The following is a 17,796-nucleotide window of genomic DNA, read 5'->3' as shown; positions in this document are numbered from 1 at the left end:
CCGACCCTGTTCATGACACAAACAAAAAAGCGCCCGGTAAGTTACCGGGCGGGAGACTCGATGATGACTGACGGATCAGATTGTCTTCATAATCTTGTGCGTATCAATCAAGTGCTGTACCACACCCGGATCGACCAGGGTGGAGATATCCCCTAACCCGTCGTACTCAGCCGTCGCAATCTTGCGCAGAATCCGCCGCATGATCTTGCCCGAGCGAGTCTTCGGCAGCCCCGGTGCCCACTGAATCACTTCCGGCGAGGCAATCGGACCGATCTCCTTGCGCACCCAGTTTTTCAGTTCCAGACGCAGCTGCTCGTTCGGCTCTTCACCATTTTTCAGGGTGACATAGACATAAATGCCCTGTCCCTTGATGTCGTGCGGCACACCGACCACCGCCGCTTCGGCGACTTTCGGGTGCGCGACCATCGCGCTTTCGATCTCGGCGGTGCCCATGCGGTGGCCGGACACGTTGAGTACGTCATCCACGCGACCGGTGATCCAGTAGTAACCATCGGCGTCGCGACGGGCGCCGTCACCGGTGAAGTACATGCCGCGGAAGGTCTTGAAGTAGGTGTCGACGAAGCGGTCATGGTCGCCATACAGCGTGCGCGCCTGACCCGGCCACGAATCGAGAATCACCAGGTTGCCCTCGGCCTCGCCTTCGAGGATGTTACCCAGGTTATCCACCAGTGCCGGCACCACGCCGAAGAATGGCCGTGCAGCAGAACCCGGCTTCAGACCATGGGCGCCCGGCAGCGGGCTCATCAGGGTCGCGCCGGTCTCGGTCTGCCACCAGGTGTCGACGATCGGGCAACGGGATTGACCGACATTCTTGTAGTACCAGTCCCAGGCTTCCGGGTTGATCGGCTCGCCCACCGAGCCCAACAGGCGCAGGCTGCTGCCATCGGCGCCTTCGACGGCGGCCGTACCCGCGGCCATCATCGCGCGAATGGCGGTCGGGGCGGTGTAGAGGATATTGACCTGGTGCTTGTCGACAACTTCGCCACCCGGGTGATGTCCGGGTAGTTCGGCACGCCTTCGAACAGCAGCGTGGTCGCGCCGTTGGCCAGCGGGCCGTAGACGATGTAGCTGTGGCCGGTGACCCAGCCGACGTCGGCGGTGCACCAGTAGACCTCGCCCGGACGGTAGTCGAACACACGCTCGTGAGTCATGGCCGCGTACAACAGGTAACCGCCGGTGGTGTGCTGCACGCCCTTGGGCTTGCCGGTCGAGCCGGAGGTGTAGAGGATGAACAGCGCTTCTTCGGCACCCATCTCTTTTGGTGCGCACACGGTGCCGGCCACTTTCATCAGGTCTTCGTACCAGATGTCGCGATGCTGGTTCCACTTGATGTCGCCACCGGTGCGCTGGCACACGATGACTTTTTGGATGCTGCTGATTTCCGGGTTGGTCAGCGCATCGTCGACGTTGGCCTTGAGCGGGGTTTTCTTGCCGGCACGAATACCTTCGTCGGCAGTGATCACCACTTTGGATTTGCAGTCGATGATGCGACCGGCCAGGGCTTCTGGCGAGAACCCGCCGAACACCACCGAGTGAATTGCGCCGATCCGGGTACAGGCCAGCATGGCGACCACGGCTTCGGGGATCATCGGCATATAGATAGTCACCACGTCGCCGCGGTGTACGTCCTGACCACGCAGGGCGTTGGCGAACTTGCAGACTTGTTCGTGCAGTTCGCGGTAGGTGATGTTACGGCTTTCGGCAGGGTCATCGCCTTCCCAGATGATCGCCACCTGATCACCGCGCTCTGCCAGATGACGGTCGAGGCAGTTGTAGGAAACGTTGAGGGTGCCGTCGGCGAACCATTTGATGTCGACGTGATGGTCGTCGAAGGAAGTCTGCTTCACCGTGGTGAAAGGCGTGATCCAGTCGAGGCGCTTGGCTTGCTCGCGCCAGAAGCCGTCCGGGTTGACGACCGACTGCTGGTACATGGCCTTGTAGGTCGCCTCGTCGGTCAGCGTGTTGGCCAGAACCTCGGGACGAACGGGATACAGGGAAGCCGCACTCATCTTTCTTACCTCGGTGGAATAGTTGTTTTTGTGATCTGTCACTGTTTGCAGCCTGAGCATTTGGGCAATTGCGAAACTCAAATCCTGAAGCGACTGAGAAGTTTGTCTTGCTGGCCAACGTGGTCCACCATCGCCGAGCATTGACGAACCTGCTTGTCCGCACTGCCGGATACTTCAAGACTGATATCGCGGATGTTCGTCGTGTTGCGATTGATTTCCTCGGTCGTAGCGCTCTGTTCTTCAGCTGCCGCGGCAATCTGCAGGTTCATGTCATTGATGCGGTAAATGGCTTCACGTATGCGCTCAAGCGTTTCATTTGCGGCATTGGCATCGCCTGCAGTCTTGCTGGCCGTGTCGCGACTTTGCTGCATTCGCACTTGAGCGTGCTTCACGCCCGTCTGCAGTTGATCAATCATCAGGCGTATTTCCTGAGTGGATTGCTGAGTACGCGAGGCCAGTGAGCGCACCTCATCAGCCACCACGGCGAAACCACGTCCCGATTCGCCGGCACGTGCCGCCTCGATGGCTGCATTGAGCGCGAGCAGATTGGTTTGGTCGGCGATACTGGTGATGACCGCCACAATCGATTCGATGCTTTGACTGAGCGTGGACAATTCATTGATGGCATGACCGGTGTCGTCCATCTCGTCAGCCAAACGCTTGATCGCACCCGTTGACTTGGAGACCAGGGCCACCCCGTCTGCTGCTTCCTCGGTGGCAACGATCGCCGCTTCAGCCGCGACTTGAGCATTGCGCGCCACGTCCTCAGCGGTCGAGGCCATCTCGGTCATGGCGGTGGCGAGTTGATCCAGTTCCTGTAATTGAATCTGTACGCGGTTGGCGGCCTGATCCGCTTCGCATGACGTCGCTGTGGTGCTCTCGCGGACTTGTTGCGAGCTGTTTTTCACATCGCCAATGAGTGCCTTCAGGTTCTGCAGGAACTGGTTGAACTCACCGGCGACCAGCGCAATTTCATCATTGCCGACCACGGGTAATTGGCGGGTCAGGTCACCTTCTCCGCGATTGATGTCTGCCAGCGAATCCTTGAGTTGATCCAGGGGGCGCAGTAGCCGTCTGACCAGCAGCCCCAACACCAACAGGCTAAGCAGCACGCCCAGGCCCGTACCGATGACGGCACGCCAACTCAGGGTGTGGGCTGCTGCCATGACGATGTCCTGATCCAGTACCACACCAATGTACCAATCCATTCCCTTGAGCTGAGAAAGAGGGATGAAGGAAATTAGGAGTGTCTTTCCCTCTATCTGTACCTCCTGCAGTTGACTGTAGAGTGGTGGCTGGGCACCGCCAAAAATTTCGCCGTAGGGCTTACCATTTAGATTGGCGTCCGGGTGGGAAATGATATTGCCCTTTCGACTCATCAGAAATGCATAGCCGGCCCCGCCAAAGTCCAACGTATTAATGGCCTCGGCAACCGTGTTCAGACGAATTTGTCCCCCAAACACACCGAGAAACTGGCCGCCATCGCTGATTTTGGTGACGGCCGATATCAGGATTTCGTCGGAAGTTGAAGCCTTATACGGCTCGGTTAAAACCGACTGACTACCCACCTTTCCGCTCGCATACCAAGGGCGCAAGCGTCCATCGTAGTCAGGACCGGGACTCCAGGGTGCGGAGTTCTTGATCGGTTTTCCATCAGACTGAAGGGCACCGAACACCAGTTCGAATTCATTTTTCAGTATCGGGGAATCGATGATGCGCTGGGTGGCTTGCGGGCTGTACTGGCTGTCGATCGCCTGAGCCGCCAAGTCCATCAGCCGAAGTTTGGCGTTCAGCCAGTTTTCGATCTGCCGTGCCACTGCATTGCTCGATTCGGAGATACCTTCCTCGACTTGCGTGCGCAAAATAGAACGGACCTGACTAACTTGAACCAGCGACAGAAGACTGGTGGTTATGAACAGCACACAAGCAGCCACAAGGCTTACCTTGTAACGGATTTTCATCAAGGGCTCCAAAGAGTCATCCAAGAATCGGAGCAACCGCCGTTTTCGGTAATAGGTCTGGTGCAAATAGACCTATAGATCCGGGGCAATCGCCTAGTCGCGCTTATTGGTGAAGAACGTGAAAACACGTTCGATCGGCGTTCCTCGACAGTGCAAAGTGCTCACTGTCAAGGACGATTGGTTCGGGCCGAGGCTGATCTTTAGAAGAAGCCCAGCGGATTGATGTCGTAGCTCACCAGCAGGTTTTTGGTCTGCTGATAATGGTGGAGCATCATCTTGTGGGTTTCACGGCCGACGCCGGACTTTTTGTAACCGCCGAACGCAGCATGCGCCGGGTACAGGTGGTAGCAGTTGGTCCACACACGACCGGCCTTGATGGCGCGGCCCATGCGGTAGGCGCGGTTGATGTCGCGGGTCCAGAGGCCGGCACCAAGGCCGAACTCGGTGTCGTTGGCGATGTCCAGGGCTTCGGCTTCGTCCTTGAAGGTGGTGATGCTCACCACCGGGCCAAAGATTTCTTCCTGGAACACACGCATTTTGTTGGTGCCCTTGAGCAGGGTCGGCTGGATGTAATACCCGGTCGCCAGGTTGCCCTCGAGTTTTTCTATTTTCCCGCCGGTCAGCAGCTCGGCGCCTTCGCCCTTGGCGATTTCCAGGTACGAAAGGATTTTGTCGAATTGCTGCTCGGACGCTTGGGCGCCGACCATGGTGTCGGTGTCCAGTGGGTCGCCACGTTTGATCGACAGCACTTTCTTCATCACGACTTTCATGAAGTCGTCGTAGATCGACTCTTGCACCAGCGCGCGTGACGGGCAGGTGCAGACTTCGCCCTGGTTGAAGAACGCCAGCACCAGGCCTTCGGCGGCTTTTTCGATGAAGGACGGCTCGGCTTGCATGATGTCTTCGAAGAAGATGTTCGGCGACTTGCCACCCAGCTCCACGGTGGACGGAATGATGTTTTCGGCGGCGCATTTCATGATGTGCGAGCCGACCGGGGTCGAGCCGGTAAAGGCGATCTTGGCGATGCGTTTGCTGGTAGCGAGGGCTTCGCCGGCTTCTTTGCCGAAGCCTTGCACCACGTTCAGTACGCCGGGCGGCAGCAGGTCGCCGATCAGCTCCATCAGCACGGTGATGCCCAGCGGGGTTTGCTCGGCAGGCTTGAGCACCACGCAGTTGCCGGCAGCCAGGGCCGGGGCGAGTTTCCAGGCCGCCATCAGGATCGGGAAGTTCCACGGAATGATCTGCCCGACCACGCCCAGGGGCTCATGAAAGTGATAGGCCGCGGTGTGTTCGTCGATCTCGGCGGCGCTGCCTTCCTGGGCGCGGATGCAGCCAGCGTAGTAGCGGAAGTGGTCGGCGGCCAGCGGGATGTCGGCATTCAACGTTTCCCGCACGGCTTTGCCGTTATCCCAGGTTTCGGTGACGGCCAGCAGTTCCAGGTTTTGCTCGATGCGGTCGGCAATTTTCAGCAGCACCAGGGAGCGGTTTTGAACCGAGGTTTTGCCCCAGGCATCGGCAGCGGCGTGGGCAGCGTCCAGGGCCTTGTCGATGTCTTCGGCCGTGGAGCGCGGGAATTCGGCAATCGGTTGGCCATTCACGGGCGAAGTCGTGGTGAAGTACTGACCTTTGATCGGCGCGACGAACTCGCCGCCGATGTAGTTACCGTAACGAGACTTGAAGGAAACGATGGCACCGGGAGTGCCGGGGTGGGCGTAGTTCATGGTGGTGTTCTCTTGTTGTTTTTGGTTGTGGCCGCCCGTGGGACGGCCACTGTCATTTGCACAAGCCCTACAGGGTCAGGAGCCCTGAGGGGTTTCTCCACGTGCCAGACGAGCATTGATGTCTTCAATGACTGCCGGCAAATCAACGATGGTGTCGATCAGGTAGTGCGGGCGGGAGCCTTCGAACATCTTGACGATGCGCGCGCGTTCCTCGGCCAATTCCTCGAGGGATAGGTCCTTGAATTCGTCATAGGTCAGGCCCAGTGCATTGCCGGAGCAGGTCAATGCGACCGTCCACATACCAGCGCTACGGCCTTCGAGAATGCCCGGCCAGGTGTCGTCGACCTTGACGCAAGCGGCGACGTCGCTAATCCCCAGCGCAATGACGTTCGCCAAGGCTTGAGCCGGGTGCGGGCGACCATTGGGTACTTCGTCGGTCGCCACGACGTGGTCGGCGACGTAGCCGTTTTTCCGCGCCAGCTCGACGACTTTCTCCATCACCACCGCCGGATAACCGGAGCAGGACCCGATTTTCAAACCTTTTCCGCGCAAGGCATAGATCGTATCGAGAGCCCCGGGAATCAGTGCCGAGTGCAGGGCGATCTTCTCGATTTGCAATGGCATGAAGCGCTCGTAGAGGGCGGTGACATCCTCGTCGGTTGGCAGGCGGCCGAAGGCGGCCTGGTAACGTGCGGCAATCTGTGGCTCGTTGCACAGCGTGCGAATGTGATCCCACTTGCCCATGCCCATCGGCCCGCGGGCTTCTTCCAGGGAGACCGCAACGCCAAACTCGGCGAAGGCTTCGACGAAGATTTGAGTCGGTGCGAAAGACCCGAAGTCAACGACGGTGCCTGCCCAGTCCAAAACCACGGCTTGCAGTTGGGAAGGTTGTTTGTAGTGCATGGTGAGTCTCCATTTTTTGGGTATGTGAAGGCCGTCCCCCTCATCATCAAGAAGTAGGCCTATTGATTGTTCAAACGCGTTACGGGATTAGGTTGTCGGCGTAGGGCTCGAGTCGAACAACTCTGCGATCATCGGCCGGTTTTTGCGAATACCGAGGCAGCACAGGTGGTAATCAATAAAAAACGGGGGATTTACAAAAGTGATCGGTTTTGTGCCAGGGGTTTCGGCGTACTCGACGGCGGAAACAAAGCCAATTCCGATGCCCTTGGCGATGGCGTGGACGATCGCCTCACGGCTGTTCAATTGCATGACGCAATTCAGGGTGACGTCGAGAAGCTGGGAGCTTTCTTCCACTAATTGACGAGTCCGCGAGCTTTTTTCACGAAGGACCCACCTCTCTGCGCTGATCTGCTCGACGTGCACCTCTTTCTGACTGGCCCAAGGATGATCATCGCGGACAACAGCAATAATCGGATAGCGCCGGTAAAGCTGAGTGTGAAAACGCTGATCGAATTCTGAGAGAGCAAGAATCGCCACATCGATATCAAAGTTGAAGAGGCGATCCAGCGTCTCTTTCTCAGGAGAGAACGAGGTTTCCAGTTCTATGTCCGGATGCCTCTGCATCAACTCGTAAGTCAGGTTCATCGCAATGGGCGGAGATACAGCCCCCAGTCGCAGCATTCCGGTTTTGTGCTGTTTGAAACTTTGAAGAAGTTGCACAGCTTCATCCTCTTGGCCGAATAGACCTTGGGTGATCGCATAGAGCTGGTGTCCGGCCCAGCTCATTTCGATAAAGCGGCCACGACGGTGGAATAGTTCCACGGAGTACTTTTTTTCCAGCGCAGTAACCTGCTCGCTGACCGTTGACTGACCAACGCTCAGGAACTCGGCAGCGAGCGTGAAGCTGCCGGTCTTCGCTACCGCGTGAAAGGAACGTAGCCATTTGTGATACTGGTACATAAAAGTTCCTATTCCTGAGCTACCGTCTCTGATTCAAGCATCTATAGCCTAGCAATCAACGTCGTATGAACAGTGCCACCGAGGCACTGCACAGGCAGGCGGCAGTGACCACGATGAAGATCAGAGAGGTGTTCCCGGTAGCATCGAGCATGCCCCCGATCAGGGGCTCGGCCAGACCTGCAAACAGATAGGACGCGAAGTTCATCACGCCGGTGGCCGTACCTGCTCGTTTGGCACCGACCAGGTCCGGGCACAAGGCCCAAAAGCTCGACGCCGGACCGTAGACGAAGAAACCGCAGAGGAACAACGCCACCAGACCGAGGGCGCTATGCGGCGGCAGGCTCCACATCCACAGGCTGGTTGCCGCGCCGAGGAACATGTAAAGCATGATTGCCAGGTAGCGTTTGGAACCGAACAGTTTGTCCGACACCCAGCCATTGCTGAGGGCACCGATGGCCATACCAACCGGCAGCGCTACGGTAATCCATTTCGGATCGACCAGGCTGTCGCCGCTTTTCCAGTTGGCGCCCAGAAAGTGCACCGGTACCCAGACGATCAGGCCATAGCGGGCCGCGTTCTGGAATCCCAGGGACACAGCGGCGATGATCAAGCGGGCATTCTTCAGCACCGCTTTATAGCGTTGCGCCGAGGTTTCGACTTCACCGTGAGCCACTTCGTGGTTCTTGTCATCGGCGTTGGCCACCCCGGTGTCGGCGAGCGGTTCAAAACCCATGTCCTGCGGACGCTCACGCGCCACCAGGTAGAAGATGATGCCCCCCGCCAGCATCAGCAGCACCGGCAAACGGAAGATCCAGCGCCACTCCAGTTGCAGCACCTCGAGCACGACGATCGAGGTGACATAAGAAAGGACCGAGGCACAACCGGCCGCAAACACATAAAACCCATACACCTTGCCGCGCTCGCCCGCACTCCACCAATTGGAAATGAGTCGACTACCCGGCGCCCAACCCAATGCCTGGAAGTAGCCGTTGATCCCCCAGGGCAGGATCAGAGCGGTAAAACCATGGGCGAAGCTGGTCATCCAGTTAGCCGCACAAGACAACACCGCGCCGGCAGTCATGATCCGCCGCCCCCCGAATTTATCGGCGAGGTTGCCATTGATGGCTTGGCCAATGGCATAGGCCCAGAGCATAGCGGCCGAGGCCCAGCCCAGATGCTCCTTGGTAAAGCCGAACTCGGCCTGAATACCCGGGATGGCAAAACCAAAGGTTTGCCGACCGGTGTAGAAAAACAGATAACAGAACATGGCCGCCAGCAGCATGCGCCACTGAGCGACTCGGAACGATGAAGTGGATGTTGCGAGACCAGGCATGGTTTGGGCACGATTCATGATCTTTTCCTTATTATTGTTTGTTCCCTCCGCGTGGAATCGGAGGGTGCACTCTTGGTGCAGTAGGAAATTGCCGCGGCCGTCACGCCGCGACAGTGCTTCGAGGGAGAAACCGCTAGGCCGCTTTCGCGCCGATGAAGTTCTTGCCTCGCGCGCCTTGCATGGCGAAATTAATCATCTCCTCGGCTTCCTTGGCCGTGACGCCGTAGTCGGAAAACTCGGTTTTCACATCAAGGCTGTGCAGGAAATCGCGTAGTTGTGCCTGCGCTTCGGCGAGGTCGTTGCCGAACACCCGTTGCAGGATCCGGTCGCGCGCTTCGTCATGCCCCCAAGCCAGGCCCAAGACCAACGGCAAGGTGAAAGAGCAGGCGATACCATGAGGCAGCCCGTGACGCAGAGTCATCTCGTAAGAAATGGAGTGGGCCAACGCCGTCTTGGTGTTGGAAAAGGCCATCCCGGCTTTAAGTGCGGCCAGCGCCATTCGTGAACGCAGCTCCTTGCTGGTCAGGTCACGGCGTAACAGCGGAAGGCACTCGAGGATGTCTTCAATGGCGGAAATGGCAAAGGTGTCCGAAATCGGGTTGGCATTGATGTTCCAGATCGACTCCAGCGCATGCGACAGGGCGTCCAGGCCGGTAGAAACGGTGACACCGGCCGGAACAGTCAGCATCAACTTCGGGTCGATAATGGCGACCTTGGGCCAGGTACAGTCCAGGTGCAGGGAATATTTCTTTTGATTCTCGGTGTCCCAGATAGTGGCCCACGGAGTGACTTCGCTCCCGGTGCCCGCCGTGGTGGGCGCAGCAATCAGTTGTTTGCTACGCGCAGGAACAAAGGGTTTGCCCGCAGCCAACAAAGCGAGCAACTCATCAAAGCTGCCTGATTCGGTGCCGACGATGAGCGCTTTGGCAGTATCGATCGCGCTACCACCACCCACGGCGAGGACTGCATGGCAATCACCCGCCTCCTGCCAGAACCGCTCATAGGTGCTACGCAATTGAGCAACATCAGGATTGGGTTGAACATCTTCAACGATGTACACCAGCCGGTCGCCCAATAGATCCTCAATACGATCCACTAATCCCAGTCCTCGTGCTTCGGGAAAGATCACAAGGGCCACGGTCTGATTTTCGGTGATTGAGGCAAGCTCCAGCAGGCTATCCCAGCCGAAACGGGTATCAACAGGATTATGGAATCGGGCAATCATGGCGGGGCCTTCGATTTTTATTGTTGGAAGTGGCTCCATACTCAAGCCCCATCGATAGCAGCACAAATCGATAATTCGAAGGCTTAAATCGGCTGAGCCGATAACAGCCAAATGGAATTTCCCCAGAGCAAATCACGGGCAAGCTGCGCGTCATGAAAATCAATTTCGAAGAAGCCTACGTTTGCCGGGAAACCATCTATAAAGCGATCTATGCGATGCCTGTCGGGGAGATGCGCAAGGAGTTGGTGCAGTGTCTGCGACAAGGCAAGAGCACACGTAGACCGCGCGCCGGGGGCGTTGATCGTCGCGGCCAGATTCCCGATATGGTCAGTATTCACCTGCGCCCGCCGGAGGTTGAAGACGGGTTGATGCCGGGGCATTGGGAGGGCGACTTGATCAAGGGGAAGAACAACGCCTCGGTGGTCGGGACACTCGTTGAGCGCTCCAGCGGCTATTTGATGCTGGTGAAAATGAATGACGCGACGGCGACATCGGCGGTCGAAGGGTTCAGCGCGGCGCTCAATGGCATGCCGCTGGCAGCTCGTAAAAGCATGACGTATGACCAGGGCAAGGAGATGGCCAGGCACGCCGAACTCACTCAGAAGACGGGTATTGCTGTTTACTTTGCTGACCCGCACAGCCCATGGCAACGTGGAACCAACGAGAACACCAACGGCCTTGTCCGTCAGTTTTTGCCCAAGGGAACCGACCTGTCCAAGTACACCCAAGAGGAGTTGGATGGACAAGTTTGCGTATTTGCTGAACATCCAACCGCGCAAGCGATTTAACTGGCTGTGTCCGATCGAGGTATTCACTCAGCTGATGGGCTTGCAACATGAGGCTCCTGCTTCAATTCAATAACCGTGTTGCACTCCGCTCCTGCAACCGCCCGCATTGAACTGCTGGCCGATTGCAGCAGCTACGGAGCGGACAGTATGTCCATTGATCGCACAGCCCAACTCAAGACCTTACAGCTGCATGACATGACCACTGCCTGGCGCGAGCTGCTTGCCGAAGCACCGCGCCATCACCAACCACTGCGACATTCTCGAAACCGGCAATGATTCGTTTTGCTTAAAACAGCGCAAGGAATAGATGAAAACCGCGTAGCCAACTGGAAACTATTGGACGCTGATTGACATCACACACACGCAAATAGAGCGAACGGGGTAAAAACCTTGTATTATGTACGGTTAATTTTGCTTCAGCGCTAGCCCTGGTCTTTTCCAATTCAACGTCATTACTGCGTTTGGCCACACTGCTGCGAAAAAACGGCACCCAATTCGGTTATCACAAAACAAAAGTACGCTTGGTGAGCCCGTGTGTCTCTTTCAGATCTGCAGTTCGTTTGGGCAGATAGATTGACCGCGGGATAACGTGCGTCAATGGCCACGATGAGGCGCATGCCTCGTGCCCCCCAGACAAACGCCATTCAAATGAGACTCTCATGACCTTACGAGAACTACGTTATCTCGTCGCGCTGGCGGATCACCGTCACTTCGGACGCGCCGCCGACGCCTGCCGCGTCACTCAATCCACATTGTCCACTCAATTGCGCAAGCTGGAGAACTACCTCTGTCAGGTGCTGGTCGACCGTCAGAGCAAGCACTTCACACTCACCCCAATGGGAGAGCAAATTGTCGAGCGCGCACGACACATTTTGGCTGAGACCGATACCATTCTGGCGTTGACGCGCACGCGTCGCGATCCACTGGAGGGAGCGCTCACGCTGGGTATCATCCCGACCTTGGCGCCTTATTACCTGCCTCATCTGCTGCGGGCAGTGGAAGCCGCTTATCCCAAGTTGCAGCTGGTGATTCAGGAAGGCTTGACTGCCGATTTATGCGAGCGACTGAACAATCAGTCCATCGATACCGTTCTGCTGGCCTTGCCCCGCCCTCTCGCACAAACAATGACGCGGTCTGCCGAATGCCTGCGGTGTGAAGCCGCCGTACAGGGGTTGCCGCGTTTGCTTGATCTGGAAGCCCATGATGAGCGGGTGTTGTTCGACGAACCGTTCTGGGTAGCACTACCTCTGGGGCACGCCACAACCGCTCAAGCCGATGTGGCGATTGAAGAGCTCGGCGACCTTAAATTGTTGTTGCTCACCGATGGTCATTGCCTGCGCGGACAAGCTCTGGAAGCCTGCAGGCGCAATGAATTCCAGGTTGAAGACTCAGCCGACTGCCGCGCCACTAGCCTAGAAACGCTGCAACACTTGGTCGCCGCAGGCCGCGGCTGTACGTTATTGCCAGCGCTGGCGACCCATTACGCAGACACCACCAGACTGAGCATAAAACCGTTGCGAGGAAATGAGCACCGCCGTATTGGGCTGGTCTGGCGCCGATCGCATCCACGCTCACATGAATTTGATTTGCTGGCCGCCACGTTACGACGCACTGCGCCCGCAGGAACCGAGCCTTGGATGTCCTGAAAACATCGGCGCCACGGCGTTAACAGCCAGGCCCAGCCATCACCAGCATTTCATCGTTGTCATCCGCCAGTCAGGTTATCAATCGCGCCCATTGGCAACGTGAATTGTCTGAGAGAGGGGGTGGGCTTAGAGTCCTAGTCTGATTTGAGACACGTTTTAGGCCGAGTTATCACTTGGCTCGGTCCATCTCAATTACAAGGATAAGCCCCCCATGCGCATAAAAAAACTGCCCTTGGCGATCGCCCTGATAGTTGGTTTTTCTCCTCTCGTACACGCGGACAACACCGGTGCTGCCTCCATGGCTGGCAAGCAGGAGCAGATGACCAACAAAGATTGGTGGCCCAACCGTCTCGATCTTTCTTTGTTGCGACAACATAACCCGTCTTCCAGTCCCGCAGACGCCAATTTCAACTATGCCAAGGCGTTTAACAGTCTTGACCTGGAAGCAGTGAAAAAAGACATCAAGGCCACGCTGACCCAGTCACAAGACTGGTGGCCAGCGGATTACGGCAATTACGGCCCTTTCTTTATCCGCATGGCGTGGCACAGCGCAGGCACCTACCGTACGATGGATGGTCGTGGCGGTTCTGATGGTGCTCAGCAGCGCTTTGATCCGCTCAACAACTGGCCGGACAACGTGAGTCTCGACAAAGCACGTCGCCTGTTGTGGCCTATCAAAGAGAAATACGGCGCCAAGATTTCCTGGGGTGACCTGATGGTGCTCACAGGCACCGTGGCCATGGAATCGATGGGCATGAAAACCTACGGTTTCGGTGGCGGTCGCGCGGATGACTGGGAGCCCGATCTCGTTTATTGGGGGCCTGAAAGCAACTGGCTCGGTGATGCGCGTTACCACGGCGACCGTGAGCTGAAGAAACCACTGGCCGCTGTGCAGATGGGCCTGATTTATGTAAACCCGGAAGGTCCAAACGGCAAACCCGATCCAATCGCTGCCGCGCACGATATTCGCGACACCTTTGCGCGTATGGGAATGAATGACGAAGAAACCGTTGCACTGATCGCTGGCGGCCACACCTTCGGTAAATCCCACGGTGCGCACAAGCCCGAAGGCTGCCTGGGCGCTGATCCTGCAAGCGCCCCGACCGAACAACAAGGCTTGGGTTGGAAAAACACCTGTGGCAAAGGTAACGCCGAAGACACCATCACCAGCGGTCTGGAAGGTGCCTGGACGTCAAGCCCGGCGACGTTCACCAACCAATACCTGTCCAACCTCTTCGGCTGGACGTGGGTTCAGACCAAGAGCCCGGCAGGTGCGACGCAATGGATTCCGTCCGACCCGTCGGCTGCAGCGATGGTGCCTGACGCTCACGTCAAAGATAAGCGCCACGCCCCTATTATGTTCACCACTGACCTTGCGCTGCGTTTCGACCCTGCTTACGAGAAAGTAGCCCGTCACTTCCTTGAGAACCCGAAAGCATTCGAACTCGCCTACGCCAAAGCGTGGTTCAAGCTGACTCACCGTGACCTTGGTCCACGCACCCACTACCTTGGCGCTGATGTGCCAAAAGAGGAGTTGATCTGGCAAGACCCGATTCCAGTACTCGACCACAAACTGATCAATGCCAAGGACATCGCAGCCCTAAAGGCCGATGCACTCGCCTCAGGGCTTAGCACGAGTGAACTGGTACGTACGGCGTGGGCATCGGCCTCCACGTTCCGTGGTTCCGACATGCGCGGTGGCGCCAACGGCGCCCGTTTGCGACTTGCTCCGCAAAAAGACTGGAGTGCCAACAACCCTGCTGAATTGGCGAAAGTGCTCGCCAAGCTAGAAACCATCCAGAAGAACTTTAACGCCAGCCAGAAAGGCGGAAAAAAAGTTTCACTCGCCGACTTGATCGTAATTGCAGGTTCCGGCGCCGTCGAATCTGCTGCGAAAAAAGGCGGCTACGCTATTCAAATACCAGTCACCCTCGGGCGTATGGACACCACGCAAGACAAGACGGATATCAACTCATTTGCCGTACTGGAGCCCAAGGCTGACGGTTTCCGTAACTACTACAGCGCAGACGCTCGTCTCTCTCCGACCGAAATGCTGGTCGACAAGGCCAGCCTGTTAACACTGACCACGCCAGAAATGACGGTACTGGTCGGGGGGATGCGAACGCTTGGAGCGAACACTGATGGCACCAAAAATGGCGTCCTCACTACCCGTCCGGGCGCATTGTCCAACGACTTCTTCGTCAACCTGCTAGACATGTCGACTGTTTGGTCCAAATCATCGAATGAAGGCGTTTACGAAGGTCGCGACCGCAAGACCGGTGATATCAAGTGGGTAGCCACACCGGTTGACCTGGTATTTGGCTCCAACTCGGAACTGCGCGCAGTCTCTGAGTTCTATGCAGCAAGCGATGCCAAGGAAAAGTTCGTCAAGGACTTTGCCAAAGCCTGGACCAAAGTCATGAACCTCGATCGTTTCGATATCTAATCGAATGGGCATGAACCGCCCTTCGCTGTACAACGCCCTGCTCACTGTCTGAGCAGAGCGTTTATCCCACTAGACTTTTTCGTGTCTAACGCTTTATCGAATAGCCCGCCGCGTGCGGGCTTTTCTACATCTGCTGTCCACGCGTGTTGCCGCTGACCGAAAACTGACCCAGTAAAGGCTGTCACTGGTGCGTATACAACCCCAATCACGGGGATGGTGTTATACAGGAGTCCAACCGATATCGCTGACCCCTTCAAGCCCTTCAAAAAGTCACTTGTGCCATCATTAGGGTCCACAACCCAACACCAAGCATGCCCTGTAAGAACGTGACCAGTCTCTTCACCCCAGAAATCGCATTTGAGGAGGCTGAGTAGTTCAGGCCGCAAAACACGCTCGATTTCTACGTCAATGACTGCCTTATCACCCAGACCACGAGGTCCATCCGGACGACTCCACTCTTCGGCGAGCAGAGTACCTGCACGTACAACAATCTCGGTTACTTGAGCGAGTAGTTCTGAAAGATCTGGGCTAGGCATAATGTTCCTCAAGGCTGATAAACCGCTCAATGAGTATCCCCCAGGGCAGCTGTGATGCATGGTAGGCATGCCTACCCTTCAATTATGGCAAGGCACTTCGGAAAATAGTGCTATCGAACAATCAGTTGCATGGCATCTGACCAAGCGTTTGCATTCGACTTGACCAGTCGCAGTGTCATTGACTGCATAGCTACTCGCCATAACACTATATGCCCCTTCAGCTGGGAGAACCTCAGCGCTTCCGGCTTTTAGCCCTGCGCATAGACTCTCCCTTGAGCTGAATAACGTGAGATTTGTGTAAGATGCGGTCAAGGATAGCGTCCGCAATCGTTGGGTCAGTAAACAAGTCGTACCACTTTTCCTTCGGGTAACTGCATCTACATCAGGCAGATAACGGCCAAAAAGCGGACATTCAAATTCCTCCGTGAATGCGATTCAACCGAGTCCTTTACAAAAGGTACCTTCAAGAGTGTGGTCGCAGAAGAATGAGCCTCGCAGTGGTACTCATTCCTCTGTTGAGCAAGTTCGCCTGAATGAACTGGTCTCAGATAAAGATAGTGCCGCGTAAGTACAGCGCGCCGTGGCCGCTGATAATGACTCGGTCGCTGTCCAGGACTTCGCAGTGCAACTGGCCCTTGCGCGTCCCACCTTGCTCGGCACTCAGGCCGCGCTTGCCTAAGCGCTTGGCCCAGTATGGCGCCAGGGAGGTGTGGGCCGAGCCGGTGACCGGGTCTTCATTCACCCCCACCCGAGGCCCGAACCAGCGAGAGACAAAATCGAAGTGACGACTCGGCGCGGTAACCGCGACACCGCGCACATCGAACGCGGCCAGTGCAACGAAGTCGGGATTGAGGCCGGCGATGATGGCTTCATCCTCGACCACTACCACGTAATCATCTGTGCGATAAAGCGCATCAATCCGTTCCAGGCCCAAGGCTTGCAAAAGGCCTGGCGGGACAGCTACGAGTTCAGGCTGCTTGGCCGGGAAGTCCATGGCCAGGCGTCCGCCTTCACGGCGCACCCTCAATTCACCGCTGCGAGTGGAAAAGCGCAGCATGTCGCGGTTTTCACAAAGCTGTTCGAACAGCACCCAGGCGGCTGCCAGAGTGGCATGGCCACACAGGTCGACTTCCACCGTGGGAGTAAACCAGCGCAACTCGAACACCTCACCGTTACGCACAACATAGGCAGTCTCGGATAGGTTGTTCTCTGCGGCGATTTGTTGCAGCGTCGCATCAGGCAACCAGGCCTCCAGCGGACAAACCGCCGCCGGGTTGCCGCCGAAAGCCTCAGAGGAAAAAGCGTCCACCTGGAAAATATCGAGTTGCATTCTGATCACTCCTGCCCGCTAGCGTTTTCTGTAGCCCGGATCTGCTCCAGGTAGTTGTAGACGGTGTATCGGGTCACGCCGAGCGCGGCAGCGGCTTTTTCAATCCCGCCTTTGACGATGAATATCCCGCGATCCTGCATTTGCCGTACAGCTTCAAGCTTTTGAGGTTTTTTCATCCCTACGACACCGCCGGGACAAGCTACCTGAATGATTTCCGCCATCAGATGCTCCATATCTCTCGGCTCATCGACGCGTGACTCAGGCACGCCTTCCAGCCCCAGAAGTCCTCCGAGAACGGCGTGGGCGGCAGCAACACCGCTCAAGTCGGCATTGATACACATACTGGCGAAAGGCTGCCCGCTGCTGTCGCGATACACTACGGTGGAACTGCGGAGCGGGCGGCCGTCAGCCGCGAGTGTCGGATAGTTCTCCACCACTACGGGATCAGAGCTTGAGTGATCTTCCATGGCGCACCTGACGGCGATGAACCCTAAGTCCTGCCGTGGGCCGCCCAACACTGACCCGCCCACTTTTCTTCCAGTGACATGACCATTGGCGATGGCAAGAATGGATCGCTCCGGATTGGTCAGGTCATGCAACACGATCTCCGTATGAAGTCCAACCGCATTACTGAGCATTTTGAGGGTGCTGTGAAGCACATTAAGAATCAGCTGCCGCTCGGCTGGTGATACTTCAGAAACCTTCATTGGTGCCTTCAAGTGATTTATCGAAGGCTGCGAAAAATATCAACAATAAGTTGAATTATCAATTTATTGTTTAATTAGACGGATTTCCGAATCGTCTCAGCGGCTTTCCTGATAGGCAGCTTTGGGGCGTTCTCTGCCGGTCATGGCCATGCGGCTTGCTGGTCAGATCCGATGCAAATAACTGGTCAGGTGGAATGCAAATGGGTGGGC

The 17,796-nt window shown here is 56.8% G+C and carries 11 protein-coding genes and 4 pseudogenes; 3 read left to right on the top strand and 12 right to left on the bottom strand.

Going from position 1 to position 17,796, the window contains the following annotated elements; translation table 11 throughout:
• Positions 1–75 precede the first annotated feature (75 nt).
• The 8 genes and pseudogenes from acs to psrA all read right to left on the bottom strand — a co-directional run bounded on the left by acs (position 76) and on the right by psrA (position 10,133).
• Positions 76–2,030 (bottom strand): annotated as a pseudogene (acs, locus tag ATI02_RS04650) (acetate--CoA ligase).
• A gap of 77 nt (positions 2,031–2,107) precedes the next feature.
• Positions 2,108–2,938, bottom strand: coding sequence for a methyl-accepting chemotaxis protein (locus ATI02_RS33200; protein WP_425273625.1), 831 nt, complete (start codon positions 2,936–2,938; stop codon positions 2,108–2,110).
• 27 nt (positions 2,939–2,965) lie between these two features.
• Positions 2,966–3,991: pseudogene (locus ATI02_RS33195) on the bottom strand (HAMP domain-containing protein); the annotation flags it as partial.
• A gap of 200 nt (positions 3,992–4,191) precedes the next feature.
• Positions 4,192–5,712, bottom strand: a complete 1,521-nt coding sequence (gene exaC / locus ATI02_RS04640; protein ID WP_100845576.1) for an acetaldehyde dehydrogenase ExaC — start codon at positions 5,710–5,712, stop codon at positions 4,192–4,194.
• A 75-nt stretch (positions 5,713–5,787) separates the two neighbouring features.
• A complete protein-coding gene (gene phnX, locus ATI02_RS04635) occupies positions 5,788–6,615 on the bottom strand; it encodes a phosphonoacetaldehyde hydrolase (protein ID WP_100845575.1) in 828 nt (275 codons plus the stop codon).
• An 87-nt stretch (positions 6,616–6,702) separates the two neighbouring features.
• On the bottom strand, positions 6,703–7,575 hold the full coding sequence (locus tag ATI02_RS04630; protein ID WP_100845574.1) for a LysR substrate-binding domain-containing protein: 873 nt from the start codon (positions 7,573–7,575) through the stop codon (positions 6,703–6,705).
• A 55-nt stretch (positions 7,576–7,630) separates the two neighbouring features.
• Complete coding sequence (locus tag ATI02_RS04625; protein WP_100845573.1) at positions 7,631–8,926, bottom strand: MFS transporter; 1,296 nt, start codon at positions 8,924–8,926, stop codon at positions 7,631–7,633.
• Positions 8,927–9,041: 115 nt separating this feature from the next.
• The gene (gene psrA, locus ATI02_RS04620; RefSeq protein WP_100845572.1) at positions 9,042–10,133 is read right to left on the bottom strand and encodes an iron-containing alcohol dehydrogenase PsrA; all 1,092 of its coding nucleotides are present in this window, start codon (positions 10,131–10,133) and stop codon (positions 9,042–9,044) included.
• A 116-nt stretch (positions 10,134–10,249) separates the two neighbouring features.
• On the opposite strand from psrA, the pseudogene ATI02_RS04615 reads away from it, so the two are divergent.
• From ATI02_RS04615 to katG, 3 genes and pseudogenes are all read left to right on the top strand, one after another.
• A pseudogene (locus tag ATI02_RS04615) lies at positions 10,250–10,994 on the top strand (IS30 family transposase); the annotation flags it as partial.
• Positions 10,995–11,580: 586 nt separating this feature from the next.
• Positions 11,581–12,567: a LysR substrate-binding domain-containing protein gene (locus ATI02_RS04605; RefSeq protein ID WP_100845570.1), complete on the top strand. Its 987-nt coding sequence runs from the start codon at positions 11,581–11,583 to the stop codon at positions 12,565–12,567.
• A 211-nt stretch (positions 12,568–12,778) separates the two neighbouring features.
• Complete coding sequence (gene katG / locus ATI02_RS04600) at positions 12,779–15,013, top strand: catalase/peroxidase HPI (RefSeq protein WP_100845569.1); 2,235 nt, start codon at positions 12,779–12,781, stop codon at positions 15,011–15,013.
• A gap of 41 nt (positions 15,014–15,054) precedes the next feature.
• On the opposite strand, the gene ATI02_RS04595 is transcribed toward katG, so the two are convergent.
• The 4 genes and pseudogenes from ATI02_RS04595 to ATI02_RS04580 all read right to left on the bottom strand — a co-directional run bounded on the left by ATI02_RS04595 (position 15,055) and on the right by ATI02_RS04580 (position 17,586).
• A complete protein-coding gene (locus ATI02_RS04595) occupies positions 15,055–15,549 on the bottom strand; it encodes an inositol monophosphatase family protein (RefSeq protein WP_272948232.1) in 495 nt (164 codons plus the stop codon).
• A 232-nt stretch (positions 15,550–15,781) separates the two neighbouring features.
• Positions 15,782–15,919: pseudogene (locus tag ATI02_RS04590) on the bottom strand (ATP-binding protein); the annotation flags it as partial.
• A gap of 174 nt (positions 15,920–16,093) precedes the next feature.
• Entirely contained in the window at positions 16,094–16,879 is a 786-nt protein-coding gene (locus tag ATI02_RS04585; protein ID WP_100845568.1) for a PhzF family protein, read from the bottom strand.
• Positions 16,880–16,884: 5 nt separating this feature from the next.
• Positions 16,885–17,586, bottom strand: a complete 702-nt coding sequence (locus ATI02_RS04580) for a helix-turn-helix transcriptional regulator (protein WP_100845567.1) — start codon at positions 17,584–17,586, stop codon at positions 16,885–16,887.
• Between the last annotated feature and the right edge of the window lie 210 nt (positions 17,587–17,796).

Origin of the sequence: Pseudomonas baetica (assembly GCF_002813455.1) — a bacterium.
Classification (GTDB): domain Bacteria; phylum Pseudomonadota; class Gammaproteobacteria; order Pseudomonadales; family Pseudomonadaceae; genus Aquipseudomonas; species Aquipseudomonas baetica.
This window is presented reverse-complemented; position numbering and strand designations above follow the sequence as displayed.

Excerpts from the sequence above, each read along its gene's own strand:
- exaC (WP_100845576.1), bottom strand. The coding sequence starts at position 5,712 with ATGAACTACGCCCACCCCGGCACTCCCGGTGCCATCGTTTCCTTCAAG.
- phnX (WP_100845575.1), bottom strand. The coding sequence starts at position 6,615 with ATGCACTACAAACAACCTTCCCAACTGCAAGCCGTGGTTTTGGACTGG.
- ATI02_RS04630 (WP_100845574.1), bottom strand. The coding sequence starts at position 7,575 with ATGTACCAGTATCACAAATGGCTACGTTCCTTTCACGCGGTAGCGAAG.
- ATI02_RS04625 (WP_100845573.1), bottom strand. The coding sequence starts at position 8,926 with ATGAATCGTGCCCAAACCATGCCTGGTCTCGCAACATCCACTTCATCG.
- psrA (WP_100845572.1), bottom strand. The coding sequence starts at position 10,133 with ATGATTGCCCGATTCCATAATCCTGTTGATACCCGTTTCGGCTGGGAT.
- ATI02_RS04605 (WP_100845570.1), top strand. The coding sequence starts at position 11,581 with ATGACCTTACGAGAACTACGTTATCTCGTCGCGCTGGCGGATCACCGT.
- katG (WP_100845569.1), top strand. The coding sequence starts at position 12,779 with ATGCGCATAAAAAAACTGCCCTTGGCGATCGCCCTGATAGTTGGTTTT.
- ATI02_RS04595 (WP_272948232.1), bottom strand. The coding sequence starts at position 15,549 with ATGCCTAGCCCAGATCTTTCAGAACTACTCGCTCAAGTAACCGAGATT.
- ATI02_RS04585 (WP_100845568.1), bottom strand. The coding sequence starts at position 16,879 with ATGCAACTCGATATTTTCCAGGTGGACGCTTTTTCCTCTGAGGCTTTC.
- ATI02_RS04580 (WP_100845567.1), bottom strand. The coding sequence starts at position 17,586 with ATGAAGGTTTCTGAAGTATCACCAGCCGAGCGGCAGCTGATTCTTAAT.